Here is a 15,991-nt window from a genome sequence, read left to right as displayed (position 1 = left end):
ATTTTGAATTCATTTTAAAACTACAGGCATTCCGGGATCGTTTCCAGGCCGTTTACGAATGATATTACGCCATTCACCGGGTAAATATGCTCACTTGCCAAAATCCAGGTATTAGAAATAAATATTTATTATACTTTTACGCTCGGTTACAAACAAAAAGGGGTTTATACCTGAATTTGATACCGGGATATGTACTGAAAAATTATTTTTCTTGTCCCATTCCGAAAAATTCGATTAAATTTACCTCGTTTTTAACCAACACTACAACTTAGCCATCTCCTCTGGAATTCTTCATTAACTATTAGTATGGTTTGCTGACTGCCTGACTTCTTGCGATAGAATCGCGCGCCGGATGGCAACAACCCATATTACCGTTTCGACCTATCCCCTGGAAAATCAAAGATGACCGTTAACCGCATGCGCATCTGTAAAATCAAGCAAGATGTTCACGGCAATGGTTTAAAAGTTAGTCTTTAATTTTCTAAACATAAGAGAACGATGAAGAAATTAGTACTTGTAGTAGATGATAGTCCCGCATTGAGGTTGTTACTGGAAGCGATGCTGAAACAGAAATACAGAGTTGTTGTTGCGGGAGATGGTTTGAGTGCTCTGATGTGGTTGAATAATGGTAATACGCCAGACCTGATCATCACAGATATACAAATGCCCCAAATGGATGGCTGGGAACTGACCGGCATCCTGAACGAGAATCTTCTTTACAACGACATACCGGTAATGGTATTGACCGGCACCAGGGTAGACGAGATGAAGCTGGTTCCATCCAACGTTGTAAAGATCCTTCAGAAACCGTTTGACCCGATGAATTTTGTGAGTTTGGTAGATATGCATTTGAATACAGTACCTATTGAAGCCGTTTCATAATCCATTGTGACGGCATATTTATAGCACCTATTAAATCGAATCGGCATGATGTCAATTTTAACAGTACCTGTACCAGATTCGCTTAAAACCGAACCCCGAATCATTAACCTCTCAAGAAGCGCTACACAATCCTACATCCTTTGCATCGGCAGCAATGCTTTCCTGCACGAAGTTGCCGGCAAATGTGAAGAAAGGATGCTGGTGGCGCAAAATCATCAGGCTGCCCGTATCATTTTGATGGAGCAGCTGATGCTGGATCTGAAGCCCGCTTTTGTGATCTGCAATCTCAGCGCAGGCACGGATCCGCGTAGTTACCTGTCGCTTGTCCGCTCGTTCAGCGAGTTGCAGGATACGCCGTTCTTTGTATACGTAGACACTCTCGATGCAAAGAAAAAACAGGAATTGAGAAGCATGGGTGGGATAGACCAGGTGTTTACCGCCGGGTTTGACGCTGAAGCTTTTTTAAGCAGCGTAAAGGCAGCTAAAAGGATAAAGGAACTGGCAAAAAGCTCCAGGCAGAAGGAAGTACATTCCGTTAACCTGGGCAGAATGCTCAATTATTGTTTAAAAAGGACTTTGGATATTTCTATAGCCGCTACGGGATTGCTGGTTGCCAGCCCCGTGCTGCTGACCATTGCCGCGCTCATCAAACTGGAGAGTCGCGGCCCGGTTTTTTATATATCAAAACGGGCCGGCCAGGGCTACCGGATCTTTAAATTCTATAAGTTCCGCACAATGGTGGCCGAGGCAGACAAACAGGTGAGCCAGATGAGCCACCTGAACCAGTATGACGCCAACGGCACGGGCCCTGTTTTCTTTAAAGTAAGCAACGATCCGAGGGTGACCCGGCTTGGCGCTATACTTCGTAATACCAGTCTCGACGAGATCCCCCAGTTGCTGAACGTGATCCTGGGCGATATGTCGCTGGTAGGTAACCGGCCGCTTCCTTTATACGAAGCCGCATCGCTCACCACGGATTCTTATGCGGGCCGCTTCCTGGCGCCGGCGGGCCTCACCGGCCTCTGGCAGATCAAGAAGAGGGGCAGCAAGGAAATGAGCGTGGACGAGCGTATCAGGCTGGATATAGAATATGCGGAAAAACATTCCGTGATGTATGACATGTGGATACTGGCGAATACGCCTACAGCCCTGTTGCAAAAAGATAATGTATAGTCGTATTGATGATTGTTAGCCGCCAAGAAGAGATTTAATATACAACCGAGTACAAATGAATAACAAGCTAGAAAAGCAGGCCGCCCCGCTGGTTTCAATCATTGCATTGAATTATAACCAGACGGCAGTAACCTGCGAATTCCTGGAAACTACTAAAAACCTCACTTACCGGAATTTTGAGACCATTGTTGTGGATAACGGTTCTGCAACAGATCCCAGCGCACAGATCAAAGCCGGGAACTACCCTAACCTTAAACTGATTCTTAGCCCTGTAAACCTTGGGTTTACGGGCGGCAATAACCTGGGCATGCAGCATGCCGCGGGCGATTTTGTTTTTATCGTCAACAATGATACGGAAATGACGCCCGATCTGCTGGAACAGTTGCTGGCGCCTTTTGAAGAAGACGCTTCCATCGGTGTGGTTTGCCCGAAGATCAGGTTCTATCATCATCCCAATGTGATACAGTACGCAGGCTTTCACCCGATGAACCTGCTTACCGGCCGTACATGGGCAGTGGGCAGCAAGGAAGAGGATAAAGGCCAGCACAATGTGTCCGGCCCTACATCGTGCGCGCACGGCGCAGCCATGATGGTAAAACGGGAAGTGATCGACAAGGTCGGCCGCTTCGCGGATAAATTTTTTATTTATTATGAAGAGTCCGATTGGTCTGCCAGGATACTGAAAGCCGGGTACAAAATATATTATGCCGCGCAGGGATTGATATATCATAAGGAATCCATTACAATGGGAAAGGAAAGCCCGCTGAAAGTGTACTTCCATACCCGTAACCGGATCCTGTATATGCGCAGGAATACCAACAAGCGGCAGCTCACGGTATTTCTGCTCTTTTTCAGTTTCCTGACGCTGCCCAAAGCTGTGGCTTCCTATACGCTGAAGGGTCAGTTCAAACACCTGAAGTCTTTCCTGAGAGGCACATTCTGGAACCTGACCAATTCGAGCTATTCACCTGTTTAAAAAAAATAAAATTATCAGTATGACTAAAATAGTTTCCCTTGTTACCGGTGGCGCCGGGTTTATCGGCTCCCATGTAGTAAAACACTGCCTTGCTTTAGGGCACGAAGTAGTAGTGCTCGACGATCTCAGCGGCGGCTTTGAAGACCATATTCCTGAAGGCGCCATTTTTGTACAGGGCTCCGTTTCAGACGAAGTGATGGTTACCCAGCTGTTCGAGCAATACCGTTTCACGTACGTTTATCATCTCGCGGCTTATGCGGCAGAAGGGCTTTCCCATTTCATCCGCCGCTTCAACTATAACAACAACCTGATCGGCAGCATCAACCTTATCAACGAATCCGTGAAGCATAAGGTGAAATGTTTCGTGTTCACTTCTTCCATCGCGGTATACGGCGCAGGCCAGCTGCCTATGCGTGAAGAGATGGTGCCCATGCCTGAAGATCCTTACGGTGTTTCCAAATACGCTGTGGAGCTTGATCTGAAAGCTGCGCACGAAATGTTCGGCCTCAACTATATCGTGTTCCGCCCGCACAACGTGTACGGCGAAAACCAGAATATCGGCGACAAATACCGCAACGTGATCGGCATTTTTATGAACCAGATCATGCAGGGCCTGCCCCTCACTATTTTTGGAGATGGCGAGCAAACCCGCGCGTTCAGCTATATAGACGATGTGGCCATTCCCATTGCGCACAGCGTGAATACGCCCGCGGCTTACAATGAAGTGTTCAATATCGGTGCGGACAAGCCTTATACGGTTAACGAGCTGGCAAAAGTAGTAGGCGGCATCTTCGGCGTAACACCGGATATCACGTACCTGGCGGCCCGCAACGAGGTAATGCATGCTTATTCAGACCATACCAAAGCGCACCGCGTTTTTGGCGAAGGTACCGGTATCAGCCTCCAGGAGGGCATTGAGAGGATGGGCACCTGGGCGAAAAAAGTCGGCGCACGCAAGAGCAAAGAATTTGGCGAGATTGAAATTTATGAGAAGCTGCCACAGGGCTGGGAAAGAAAGATTGATCAACCCGTAGCGGAAACAGCAGGCTAATGGCAGCATTCCGGAAAATAAGGGTATTGCAGGCTATCCGGCAGGGCCAGATAGGCGGTGGCGAGTCTCACGTGCTGAGCCTCGTTTCCGCGCTGGATAAGGAACGCTTCGAACCAGTGGTGCTTTCTTTCACAGATGGTCCGATGATAGACCGGCTGAACGAAATGAAAATACCCAATCACGTGATCAGCTCCGCCAAACCGTTCGATCCCGCCTGTATCAGCAAGGTGAACGCCCTGCTGAAAAATGAGCGTATCGATATGGTGCATGCGCATGGAACGAGGGCGGCCAGCAATCTTTTCCTGCCTGCCCGGCTGAATGGCAGCCCGATGATATATACCATTCACGGGTGGTCTTTCCACGAAGACCAGCCTTTTTTCAGGAAACATCTCCGGATATTGTCCGAGCGGATGCTCACCGGCCTTGCGAAGAAGAACATCTCCGTATCCGCCAGTAACCGGGAAACCGGTATGAAGCATTTCTCCGGTTTCCGTTCCATAGTGATCAACAACGGCATCAACCTGGATCATTTCAACCCCGGCAGGGAAATGAAAGATCTGCGGGCTGAATTGGAAATACCGGCGTCCCATACAGTAGTGGGGTACATCGCACGGATAACCCTGCAGAAAGATCCCGTTACGCTCATACAGGCTTTCAGCAAAGTGTTGCAGCACAACAGCGATATTACCCTGCTGGTGGTGGGAGACGGGGATATGAAACAGGAAGCCGTTGACCTCGCCGGATCGCTTGGTATTTCGCAGCACATCCGTTTCCTGCCTTTCAGGACAGATGTGCCGGAGATGCTGAAAGCGATCGATATCTTCTGCCTGCCTTCCCTCTGGGAAGGAATGCCTATCGGCCTGCTGGAAGCAATGGCCATGGCAAAGGCAGTGATCGTGACCGCGGTAGACGGGTCGCGCGAGATCGTTCAGCACAGGCAGAACGGTTTGATCGTGCCGGTAAGGGACGCTGAATCACTGGCTGCCGCCATCACGCAACTGCACCGCGACACAGCCTTCCGGGGCCGTTTGCAGGTTGCCGCAACGGCTACCGTAAGCCGCGAATACTGTATGAAAAAAATGGCCCGGCAGGTGGAAGGAGTCTACGAAGGAATTATACAAACTCAACAACGCTTTAGCATTCATGAACCGAATCACATATGAATATAACCGCCTGGCAGACCGCAAGCGGCTCGACTTTATTGCCGGAGCCGTGCAACACAGGTTTTCCGACAAGGCCCGCATTTTGGATGTGGGCTGCGGCAACGGCGTGATCAGCCGCCACCTCGGCAGGATGGGCTACAATGTGCTGGGAATAGACGTCAGCGCCGACGCCATAGAAAAGGCCCGGCAGCTGAACGATATGGAGAATGTAAAATTTGAAGTGCTCAGCGCGGAGCAACTGGTGGCTGATGGTAAAACGTTCGACGCCGTGATCTGCAGCGAGGTGCTGGAACATTTATCCTATCCCTCAGCCCTGCTGAAGGTATTGTATCAGTCCATCAAACCGGATGGCATCCTGATCGTAACCGTGCCCAACGGCGCCGGCCCCCGCGAATTGCTCGTTACCAGACCGGTACTTAAAATGCGTGAAAGAAACGGTTTCATATGGAAACTGGTGCAGAAAATGAAAAGCGGCCTGGGATACAATGGCACCACCGTTCAGTCTGCCGCCAGCAACCTGGACCATATTCAATTCTTCAAAAAAAGCGACCTCCGCCGGCTGTCTGAAGAGAACAACTTCAGGATAACGGGATTCGGCAAGGCGAATTTTATTGAAGACGTATTCCCTTTCTCTTTTGTGACCAAAAGAGTACCAGCGCTGCAATGGCTGGATTGCAAAATAGCCGACCTGCTGCCATACCAGTTCACCGGCGGCTTCTTTACCGTTTGGGAAAAAAAATAGACAATGTATACAGCGCTCCTCGTCATATTGATCATTGTGCAGGTAATCGTTGCCTTTTACCTCCTGCAACCTACGCTGCTGCTGCTGGTGTATGCCATTAAGAAAGCACTCGGGATGAGCAGGCCGGAAATCAAGGCAGATGCCCCGCAAACAGCTTCCCGCAGTTTTGCGGCTATCATCACTGCGCATAAAAGCCTCGCATTGGTACCGCCTCTGGTCGATTCGCTGCTGAAACAGCACTATGATAATTTCGTGATCTATGTGGTGGCGGATGCCTGCGAAGACGACCCACTGACCTACGACCACCCCAAGGTAAAGCTGCTGCGGCCCGCTACCCGGCTGAACGCCAAGATCAGGTCCATCGACTATGCCATCAATCATTTCGTGCAGCCGCATGATGTGCTGGTGATATTTGATTCGGATAACCTGGCGCATCCGGATTACCTTTCCGTGCTCAATCATTACTTCAACCAGGGGCACAGGGCGGTGCAAACCAACCTTCAGCCTAAAAATACAGACACGCTCTATGCCCGCCTGGATGCGGCCGGCAACCTGTACAACAACTTCTCGGACCGTCTCATGCGCAGCGAGCTGGGCCTTTCTTCGAATATCTGGGGCCTTGGCATTGCCATGGAAACCAGCCTGTACCGGGAGATCATCTACCAGCACTTCCTCGGCGGGTTCGATAAAAAGATACAGGCGGATATTGTGAAGAAGATACCGCTGCTGGCCTATGCGCCGGAAGCCATGGTGTACGACGAAAAGATCGACAATGGCGCGGCGCTGGAAAAGCAACGCACCCGCTGGATCAACGCTTATTTCAAATACTTCAAATACGGCTGGGATGTGTTCGCGACCGGGCTAGGGAGAGGCAGCTTCAACCTGGTTTATTTTGGCATCAACCTGCTGCGCCCGCCTTTATTCATCCTGCTGGCTGCCGCCTTTTTCCTCGGTGCGGTCAATATCTTCGTTTCCCCCGCCATGGCAGGCTTCTGGCTGGGAGTGGTAGCGGTGTTCGTGGCGTCTTTCTTTTTGATCGTGCTGGTGATGCAGCAGGAAAAAAAGATATTCACTTCCCTGTTCTACATGCCGTTCTTTGTATTAAGACAGGTAAAGGCCCTGCTGAAGATCAAAGCGGCGAACAAATCTTTCCTCCAAACGGACAATAACAAAGTGCTCTACATCGAAGACGTGCTCAAAAAACAACCCCTGCCCAAGATTTAATAGGACAATTTTGCATTTTTAGTTAACTTTTGCTGAATGTAAAACATTACTATGGCAGAAGAAACAGTAGAAGTGCGCCTGCTCACGGCGGAAGATTACCTGGACCTGAAAGAATCCATGGTGTCCGCCTACCAGGACATGCAGGGGAGTTACTGGCGCGAAGGCACCATCCAGCGGCTGATCAGCCTGTTTCCCGAGGGGCAGATAGCCGTGACCGTAAACGGGAAAGTAGTGGGCTGCGCCCTTGCGATCATCGTGGATTACGAGAAGTTTGGCGACGACCACACGTATGAGCAGATCACCGGGTATTATAACTTCAACACCCACAATCCAAAAGGCGATACCCTTTACGGCATAGAAGTGTTCGTGAACCCGGAATACCGCGGCAAGCGGCTTGCCCGCAGGCTTTACGACGCCCGCAAGGCGCTCTGCGAGAACCTTAACCTGGAAGGCATCGTGGCCGGCGGCCGCATTCCCAATTACGAAAAATATGCGGAACAGATGAGCCCGCGTATTTACATCGAAAAAGTGCGGGACAAGGAGATCTACGATCCCACGCTTACTTTCCAGTTCAGCAACGACTTCATCGTTAAAAAGATCCTCCGCAATTATCTCCCCAACGACGCCGCATCCAAAGGTTTTGCCACGCTGCTCCAGTGGTTCAATATCTATTACGAAAAAGACCGCGATACCATCCGTTACAACAAATCCACCGTACGGATAGGGCTCGTGCAATGGCAGATGCGCACCTACAGCGGCATGGAAGGGCTGCTGCAGCAGGTGGAGTTTTTCGTGGACGCTGTGAGCGATTACGAAGCGGATTTCGTGGTGTTCCCCGAATTTTTCAATGCGCCCATCATGATGGAGTTCAACGAGCTGCTGCCGGGCGCGGCCATCAGGGGGCTGGCGAAATATACCGAACAGCTGCGGGAAGAATTCTCCCGTTTCGCAGTGAGCTATAATGTGAACATTATCACCGGCAGCATGCCCATCGTGGTGGATGAACAGCTGTACAACATTTCGTACCTCTGCCGCAGGGACGGCACCTGGGAATCGTATAAGAAGATACATCCCACGCCCAGCGAGGTGTACGCCTGGGGCATGAAAGGAGGCAATGAAGTGAAAGTGTTCGATACGGACTGCGGAAAAATAGGCATACAGATCTGCTACGACATCGAGTTTCCCGAGCTGGGCCGCATCATGGCGCAGCAGGGCGTTCAGATCATTTTCGTGCCTTTCCTCACGGATACGCAGAACGGCTACAACCGCGTGCGTTTCTGCGCGCAGGCAAGGGCCGTGGAGAACGAGTGTTACGTGGCCATTGCAGGCTGCGTGGGCAATCTTCCCCGCGTAACGAACATGGACCTTCAGTATGCGCAGAGCGCTGTGCTCACGCCTTCCGACTTTGCGTTTCCTGTAACCGGCATCAAGGCAGACGCTACGCCCAACACTGAAATGATCGTGGTCGCGGATGTGGACCTTGTGCTGCTGAAAGAGCTGCATGCATTTGGAAGTGTGCAGAACCTGAAGGACCTTCGCACGGATTTATATGAAGTAAAGTCAAAGAAAAAATAGACCATGCATCAACACAACATTAACCTGGCATTGCAGATACTGCCGCAGGTGCCGTCTGAACAGGTGTACGCGGTGGTAGACGAAGCGATCGCCGTTATCCAGCAATCAGGCGTGAAATACCGTGTGTGCCCCTTCGAAACAGTGATGGAAGGCCCGTACGACCAGCTGATGGATATCGTGAAACGTACGCAGGAAGTATGTTTCAAGGCAGGAGCGGGGCAATTGCTCGTGTATATCAAAATCCAGAACAACTCCGCCGGCCCGGTGACGATCGAGGATAAGACGGGGAAGTATGACGGGTGAGGAACACATTATTTAAAAGCAAAGGCTGTCCCGCAAGAGACAGCCTTTTTGTATGTATATCTTTTACGAGTTTCCTCAGAACAGCCCGCCAAACACCAGGTACGCCATACCCAGCGTCACCAGTATATTAAACGCCTGCGCGACAATAAACGCCATCGCGGGGCGGCCGTTCTCCATTTTGAAAATGTCTGTGAACTTCGTTTCCAGCCCGATGCAGGCGAAAGCCACGGCAAAGAAACAGGTTTGCAGGTCCTTGATATTTCCTTTCACTTCCTTTACTAACGCCGGCGACAGTACGAATGAGAATAGCAGCGACACCACGATAAAGCCCAGCACGAACTTGGGGAAACGGTCCCAGATGGTGCGGATGCCGGGTTTGGGCTGGTTCGTTTCTTTTTTGGAATACGTCCACCAAACGGAGATCAGGAAAGCCGCGATACCCAATAGTACATTCTGCGAGAACTTCACCAGCGTGGCGTATTTAAGCGATTCTTCGCCGAGCATGGTGCCCGCGGCCACCACGGCCCCGGAAGTGTCTATCGTGCCGCCCAGCCATGCGCCTGCCACTTCAGGCGGCATATCCATCCATCTGGCGATGTAAGGCATAAAGATCATCATGGGGATGGCCACGATCAACACCAGCGAAATAACGTGCGAGAGCTTTTTATTGTCGCCTTCGATGGCGCCGGAAGTGGCTATGGCAGCGGATACGCCGCAGATAGACACTGCGCTGGAGATCATCATTCTGAACTCATCGTCCAGCCTGAACTGTTTGCAAAGCCAGAAAGTGAAATACCAAACGGTGAACACGACCACCACAGACTGCAAAACGCCCAGCCCGCCGCCTTTCACCAGTTCCTGGAATATAATGCCCGAACCCAGCAGTACCAGGCCGGTCTTGATGAATAATTCCGTCTGCAACACCGGCTTCATCCAGGCGGGCACGCCCAGCACGTTGCTGATGAAAAGCCCCAGCAGCAGGCTGAACAGCACGATCTCAATACCCAGGTCTTTCACCCGGGCATTGCCCGTGATCACCTGCGCGAACATGGAAATGGCCATGATGGCCAGCAGGCCGGTGGCCAGGTGAACGGTGATCTTTTTGCCTCCCAGCAGGAAAGCCGCGACCAGGCTGCCCAGTACCCAAAGGTAGAGCACGCCTATCTTCCCAAGGCTGGCGCCGTCTGTAAGCTTGGCCACGAGCGACTCGCCGCTGTTCCATTCGAACTTCGGCATGGAGGGGCGCAGGCCCAGGCAGATCAGTAAAATAGCGGCAAACGCGAGGATCACGGCGATCCAGTCTTCATGCAGTGGTTTTCTTTGAGCAGTCATCTGTTTTAATGGTTAATGAAAGAAAATATACCCGATGATGATCGCGGCAACGATGCCTACAAAGTCCGCGATCAGCCCGCAGGTAAGGGCATAACGTGTTTTTTTGATATTCACGGAACCGAAATATACGGCAAGGATATAAAATGTTGTTTCGGTGGAGCCCTGCAGGATGCAGGCCAGGCGGCCCACAAAGGAGTCGGGGCCGTAGTTCTCCGGCAGCATCAGCTCAGCCATAATGGCCCTTGCGCCGCCGCCGCTGAATATTTTCATGATGCCCACGGGCAGGGCAGGCACAAAATCCGTGTTAAAGCCAAGCCAGCCGAAGAAAGCGCCGATGCCATTGTTGATAAAATCCATGCAGCCGGTGGCGCGGAACACGGCGATACCCACGATAATGGCCACCAGGTATGGAATGATCATCACTACGGTGGTGAAACCTTCTTTTGCCCCGTCAATGAACGCTTCATACACATTGATCTTCTTTTTCATACCCAGCAGCAGGAACGATACGATAACAGTGAAGATCAGTAAACCGCCTACCATCGCGGTGTTGGTGGCAATCTGCTGGGGCGGCATGTCTTTCATCCAGCTGTAAAAACCGAATAAAATAAGGAGAAAACCACCCACGAACACGAATACCGGCAGCCTGAACAGGTTGATGCGCTGGTAAAGGGCCACGGCGATCATGCCGGATATAAATGATATAAAAGTGCCGATCATGGTGGGGATGAAGATATCCGCCGGGTTGGCGGAGCCGGCGGAGAGGCGCAGGGCCATCACCGAGGTGGGTATGATGGTGATGCCGGCGGTGTTCAGCACCAGGAACATGATCTGGGCATTGGTGGCGGTGTCTTTCTGGGGGTTCAGGTCCTGCAGCTCTTTCATGGCTTTGAGGCCCATGGGTGTGGCCGCATTGTCAAGCCCGAGGGCGTTGGCGGAGAAGTTCAGCACGATGCTGCCCATGGCCGGGTCTTTTTTCGGGATGCCGGGAAACAGTTTGGAGAACAGCGGGTTCACGAAACGGGCAAATGCCTCGATCATACCGGCCCTTTCGCCCACTTTCATGATACCCAGCCAGAAGGTCATGGTGCCGGTGAGGCCTATGGCCAGCTCGGCGCTGCTTTTACCGCTTTCGAACAGGCTGGTGATCATCTTCCCGAAGATCTCCGTGTTCCCGAAAAAGATCAGCTGCCCCAGGGCTACAATGAACGAGATCACAAAGAAGCCGATCCAGACGTAGTTTAAAGCCATAATGTGTTGTGATTGAAATAATGAGCCAAAATACGCAATTCGTAATATCAATATTGAAAAATTATTACCTGTAATTCATTCTAAACATTCATGATCTGTCATTCCTGTTTTCGCTATACTTTCACTATCTTTGCGCAAATTTTTGAGAAAATGGCTTTGCAAGCAGGAATTGTAGGATTACCGAACGTAGGAAAGTCCACTTTGTTTAATGCGGTTTCCAACAGCGCAAAGGCGGAAGCCAGCAACTACCGCTTTTGTACGATAGAACCGAACATCGGGCTGGTAGACGTGCCGGACGAGCGTATCGCCAAGCTGGAAGAGCTGGTGAAGCCCAATCGCACCGTGCCTACTACGATCGAGTTCGTTGATATTGCCGGCCTCGTAAAAGGCGCCAGCAAGGGAGACGGGCTGGGTAACAAATTCCTCGGCAACATCCGCGAGGTGGACGCCATCGTGCATGTGATCCGCTGTTTTGAAGACGAGAACATCCTCCGCGACGAAGGGGCCATCAACCCAGTGGGCGACAAGGAGATCATTGATACCGAGCTGCAGCTGAAGGACCTGGAAAGTGTTGAAAAGAAGATCGCCCGTACCGAAAAAATGGCTAAAACCGGTGGCGACCCCAAGGCTAAAGCTGAATTTGAAGTGCTGAAACGCTGCAAGGAACACCTCGAGAAAGGCAAGAACATCCGTGAGCTGGCCCTGGGGAAAGAAGAAGAAACTGCTATAGCAGACCTCTTCCTGCTTACCGCCAAACCCGTGCTGTATGTAGCGAATGTGGACGAAGCCTCCCTGCACACCGGTAACAAATATTCCAAAGCGCTGGAAGAAGCCGTGAAAGCCGAAAGAGCCGAGGTGATCGTGATGAACAACTCCATTGAAGCGCAGATATCCGAGCTGGAAGACCCGGCAGACAAAGAGCTGTTCTTCTCTGAATACGGCCTTACGGAGCCCGGCCTGAACCGCCTGATCCGCTCCGCCTACAAGCTGCTTGACCTGATCACCTACTTCACGGCAGGGGTACAGGAAGTGCGTGCCTGGACCATCCACAAAGGCTGGAAAGCCCCGCAGGCTGCCAGCGTGATCCACACTGATTTTGAAAAAGGTTTCATCAAAGCGGAAGTGATCGCTTATGAAGACTATGTAAAATATGGCTCCGAAGCAGCAGCCCGCGACAATGGCCGCCTGCGCATCGAAGGCAAGGAATACGTTGTGAACGACGGCGATGTTATGCATTTCCGCTTCAACGTATAAGCCAAAGATACCCATGAGCAATCATGAGGGTTACAACAAAATAGAAGGCCCCGGTGTAAAACCGGGGCCTTCGCTATTATATATTATGGCAAAGAAAATGACTACCGTAAAAGCTCGTCGAAGGTCAGGCCGATATAATAAATACCGCCGATCATCGGGTTGCCGTAAGAGGTGTTGTAATAGTGGTTCAGCAGGTTAGAGCCGCCCAGCTTGATGGTGGCTTTGGCCGTCGGGATCCTGTAGCTGATCTGCGCGTCCAGCGTGCTGAAAGCGGGGATGTCGCCTACCGCGAAGGTGGAGTTCCAGAGATAGGTATCCTGCCAGCGATAGCTGATGTTGAACCCGAGGTTCTTGTACACGTTCCGGTTGCCGAAGCCAAGGTTGGCGCGGTATTTCGGGGTGTTGAAGTCGTTGTACAGGCTCACGGGTTTTTTCGTCATGTCGTTGTAGGAAATATTACCGCTGATGTTCCAGGTGCCCACCACGTAATCCAGGCCCAGCGCCCATCCCTGGGTCACTACTGTTTCGGGATTATTGTTCACGGTGGAGAAGATCCGCGGCGCGGCAAGGCCTGCCGGGGTTCCGTCGGCACTTTGTATCAGCACGATGGTATTGATGAAATCCTTGTAGCTGTTGTAATAATAATAAGCGTCGATCAGCAGCCGGTTCTTGATCAGGCCGCGGTAACCCACTTCGTAGGCCTGCACCCGTTCCGGTTTAAATTCGGTAGGCGTGTATTGCTGAAGGTCTGCCGGGTTGCCGGTTTGCTGGAAACGCTGGAAGCTTTCCTGCGTATAACCTTTGTTGGTGTTCAGGTTGTATTTGTTGAGCAGTTCCGGCAGGCCGCCTATCTGGCGGGTATTGGCCCTCACTTCCAGGTCGATGTACTGGTTTTGCGTGGTGGGGTTGCGGAAACCGGTCTGGTAGGAGAGGCGGATGTTATTGTCTTTCGCCACGGTGAACACGCCTGTAAACCTTGGCGTGAAGCGGCCTTCGAAGTTCTCATTTTTATCGTAGCGCATGGAGGCGGTCAGCTTGATGCGGTCGTTCACCAGTTTTTTACCCACCTGGAGGAATGCGCCGTATTCATCTATTTTGATATCGCGGTTGGCATCGTCAAAGATGGTGCCGCCTGAGTTCAGGTCGTAGCGGCGGTAGGAAGCGCCGGCCTGCAGTTCGAATATTTTAACCAGGTGGCTGAAATTGTACATGCCCTCGTAGTGGTAAAGATTGGTCTTATCATCGAACCGCGCACCGTTCTTACCCGGCCCTACGCCAATGTATTTATTGGAAATGGTATCCTTCGCGGTCTGGAACTGCGGGGAGCCCGGCGTAAATCGCCCCTGGTCCGCCGCTGCCCTGGCTGCAGCATGTGCGGCCGCATCGCTGGCGCCCGCGCCCCTTGCGCCTACATAGTTGCCCACATACTGCGGGAACCAGGCGGTGCTGGGCTTCCAGCCCTCGTTGATCAGCGAGGCCAGCGCGGTAGCATTGTAGGCTTCACCGGAACGTTCCTGGGTAGTGTAGCCGCGCAGGAAGAAGTTCTTGCCTTTCAACTCCAGCTTATACTGCCCGAGGTTGAAGTTGCGCAGCGAATATCGGTCTGTACCTGTATAAACGCTGGTACCCTGGCCCCAGTTGCCCTGTACGATGGCTTCCAGCTCCGAATTGAAGCGGTAATGGAAAGCAGCGCCGGTACGGAGGCTTTTGGTATCATAGTCTACAAGCTCCTGCTCGCGGTACCCAGTGCGGCTTACGCTTTGGTTGGGAATAACGCCGCCCTGGAGGCCAAGGAAGAAGGGCCTTACATTCGGGTTGGTGGTCTGGAAGTTGAGGATCTCCTGCGCGGTAGGCGCCCTGCCTGCCTGCGCGGTGAATTGCTGGATGAAGGCGTTGGTACCTACAGCCACGGCAGACTGCGCCACGCTGCGCATATTGGCGTTGATCTCGTCGCCATACACGTTCACACCGTCGTAGTTCGGGTCCGAGCTATGGTTGAAGCCTGCTTTTTTATTAAGGTTCAGGCGGTCGAAGTTGGTGGAATCCGCTGCCCACCAGTCGTTGGCCTGCAGGTAACCCACGGTTACCTTGAAAGCGAACTTACCGAAGGCTTTGGCATACCGGGCGTTGATCTCCGGGATGAAACCCGCGGATCCCCTGGCGGAAGGGCCTACATTATTCATGGCGGCTTTCAGCTGGAGGCTGAGGCCCTGGTAGTCATAAGGATTTTTGCTGGTCATCAGCAGCGTACCGTTGATGCCGCCTGCGCCGTAAAGGGCGGAAGCCGCACCGGGCAGCAGTTCCACGCTTTCAACGTCGAGATCGGAGATGCCCACGATGTTGCCCACGGAGAAGTTGAGGCCGGGGGCCTGGTTGTCCATCCCGTCTATGAACTGGTTGAAGCGGGTATTACCGTTGGCATTGAAGCCGCGGGTGGTGATGGAGCGGAAAGTGAGGCTCTGTACGCTGCTTTCCACGCCTTTGAAATTCGTGATGGCATCGTAGAAGCTAAGGGTTGGAGTTTCTTTAATGGCCCTGGTGCTCAGTTTTTCGATGGATACAGGAGATTCCATGATGCTTTCCGCCACGCGGCTGGCGGACACCACTACTTCCTGGCCCAGGATCTCGGTGGAGGCCAGCTGTACGTTCACGCTGGCGGAGGCGTCCTGCACGGTGATCTCCTGCGTTTTGAAGCCCACGTAGGTGAACACGAGCGTCAGTGGCAGGGAACGGGTGGTTTTGACGGTGAATTCCCCGTTGTTGTTGGTGACTGCCCCTGTAGAAGCGCCTTTCACGGACACGGTTACGCCCGGCATAGCCTGGCTGGTGGATGAATTAACAACTGTTCCGGAGATAGTATGCTGGGTTTGGCCAAGGGTTAATTGCGCAAGCAGCAGGAACAACGCCATGAGCCACCCATGCTTTTGTCGAGTTAATTTCATAAAGTGAGAATTTGATGAAAGGATCGGCAGTCTTTTGGATTGAATGAATGTTGATTTCTACGGATTAAACGTGTACAGGTTTTGGTTGTTGATCAGTTGTATTATAAGGAGAAGTTAAGGAAT

General features: G+C 51.9%; 13 protein-coding genes. 10 read left to right on the top strand and 3 right to left on the bottom strand.

All coding sequences use genetic code 11. The annotated features are described in order from the left end of the window. Positions 1-498: 498 nt before the first annotated feature. The 9 genes from ACTJIK_RS24190 to ACTJIK_RS24150 are packed head-to-tail and all read left to right on the top strand — an operon-like array spanning position 499 to position 9,089. Entirely contained in the window at positions 499-882 is a 384-nt protein-coding gene (locus ACTJIK_RS24190) for a response regulator (protein WP_440650123.1), read from the top strand. A gap of 45 nt (positions 883-927) precedes the next feature. Beyond that, complete coding sequence (locus tag ACTJIK_RS24185; protein WP_440650122.1) at positions 928-2,055, top strand: sugar transferase; 1,128 nt, start codon at positions 928-930, stop codon at positions 2,053-2,055. A 55-nt stretch (positions 2,056-2,110) separates the two neighbouring features. Then, positions 2,111-3,031, top strand: coding sequence for a glycosyltransferase family 2 protein (locus ACTJIK_RS24180; protein WP_440650121.1), 921 nt, complete (start codon positions 2,111-2,113; stop codon positions 3,029-3,031). A 19-nt stretch (positions 3,032-3,050) separates the two neighbouring features. Beyond that, positions 3,051-4,082, top strand: coding sequence for an NAD-dependent epimerase/dehydratase family protein (locus ACTJIK_RS24175; RefSeq protein ID WP_440650120.1), 1,032 nt, complete (start codon positions 3,051-3,053; stop codon positions 4,080-4,082). Beyond that, positions 4,082-5,245: a glycosyltransferase family 4 protein gene (locus ACTJIK_RS24170; protein WP_440650119.1), complete on the top strand. Its 1,164-nt coding sequence runs from the start codon at positions 4,082-4,084 to the stop codon at positions 5,243-5,245. The genes ACTJIK_RS24175 and ACTJIK_RS24170 overlap by 1 nt, the downstream gene beginning before the upstream one ends. Then, positions 5,226-5,987 carry a class I SAM-dependent methyltransferase gene (locus ACTJIK_RS24165; protein WP_440650118.1) on the top strand — a complete coding sequence of 254 codons (762 nt, stop codon included), beginning with the start codon at positions 5,226-5,228 and terminating at the stop codon, positions 5,985-5,987. The genes ACTJIK_RS24170 and ACTJIK_RS24165 overlap by 20 nt, the downstream gene beginning before the upstream one ends. A 3-nt stretch (positions 5,988-5,990) precedes the next feature. Then, a complete protein-coding gene (locus ACTJIK_RS24160; protein WP_440650117.1) occupies positions 5,991-7,211 on the top strand; it encodes a glycosyltransferase in 1,221 nt (406 codons plus the stop codon). A gap of 51 nt (positions 7,212-7,262) precedes the next feature. Then, positions 7,263-8,786, top strand: a complete 1,524-nt coding sequence (locus ACTJIK_RS24155; RefSeq protein WP_440650116.1) for a GNAT family N-acetyltransferase — start codon at positions 7,263-7,265, stop codon at positions 8,784-8,786. 3 nt (positions 8,787-8,789) lie between these two features. Further along, positions 8,790-9,089: a thiamine-binding protein gene (locus tag ACTJIK_RS24150; RefSeq protein WP_440650115.1), complete on the top strand. Its 300-nt coding sequence runs from the start codon at positions 8,790-8,792 to the stop codon at positions 9,087-9,089. Between the two features lie 75 nt (positions 9,090-9,164). Here ACTJIK_RS24150 and ACTJIK_RS24145 read toward each other — a convergent pair whose 3' ends face one another. After that, complete coding sequence (locus tag ACTJIK_RS24145; protein WP_440650114.1) at positions 9,165-10,421, bottom strand: YeiH family protein; 1,257 nt, start codon at positions 10,419-10,421, stop codon at positions 9,165-9,167. A gap of 12 nt (positions 10,422-10,433) precedes the next feature. After that, positions 10,434-11,672 (bottom strand): nucleoside recognition domain-containing protein, encoded by a 1,239-nt coding sequence (locus tag ACTJIK_RS24140; protein ID WP_440650113.1) that lies wholly within the window; start codon positions 11,670-11,672, stop codon positions 10,434-10,436. 150 nt (positions 11,673-11,822) lie between these two features. On the opposite strand from ACTJIK_RS24140, the gene ychF reads away from it, so the two are divergent. After that, complete coding sequence (ychF, locus tag ACTJIK_RS24135) at positions 11,823-12,926, top strand: redox-regulated ATPase YchF (protein WP_440650112.1); 1,104 nt, start codon at positions 11,823-11,825, stop codon at positions 12,924-12,926. A 101-nt stretch (positions 12,927-13,027) separates the two neighbouring features. On the opposite strand, the gene ACTJIK_RS24130 is transcribed toward ychF, so the two are convergent. Further along, positions 13,028-15,868 carry a TonB-dependent receptor gene (locus ACTJIK_RS24130; RefSeq protein WP_440650111.1) on the bottom strand — a complete coding sequence of 947 codons (2,841 nt, stop codon included), beginning with the start codon at positions 15,866-15,868 and terminating at the stop codon, positions 13,028-13,030. Positions 15,869-15,991 lie beyond the last annotated feature (123 nt).

This window comes from Chitinophaga sp. 22620 (assembly GCF_052044405.1).
Taxonomy (GTDB): Bacteria; Bacteroidota; Bacteroidia; order Chitinophagales; family Chitinophagaceae; genus Chitinophaga.
Note: the sequence above shows the minus strand (reverse complement) of the source record. Positions and strands in the feature narration are given on the sequence as shown.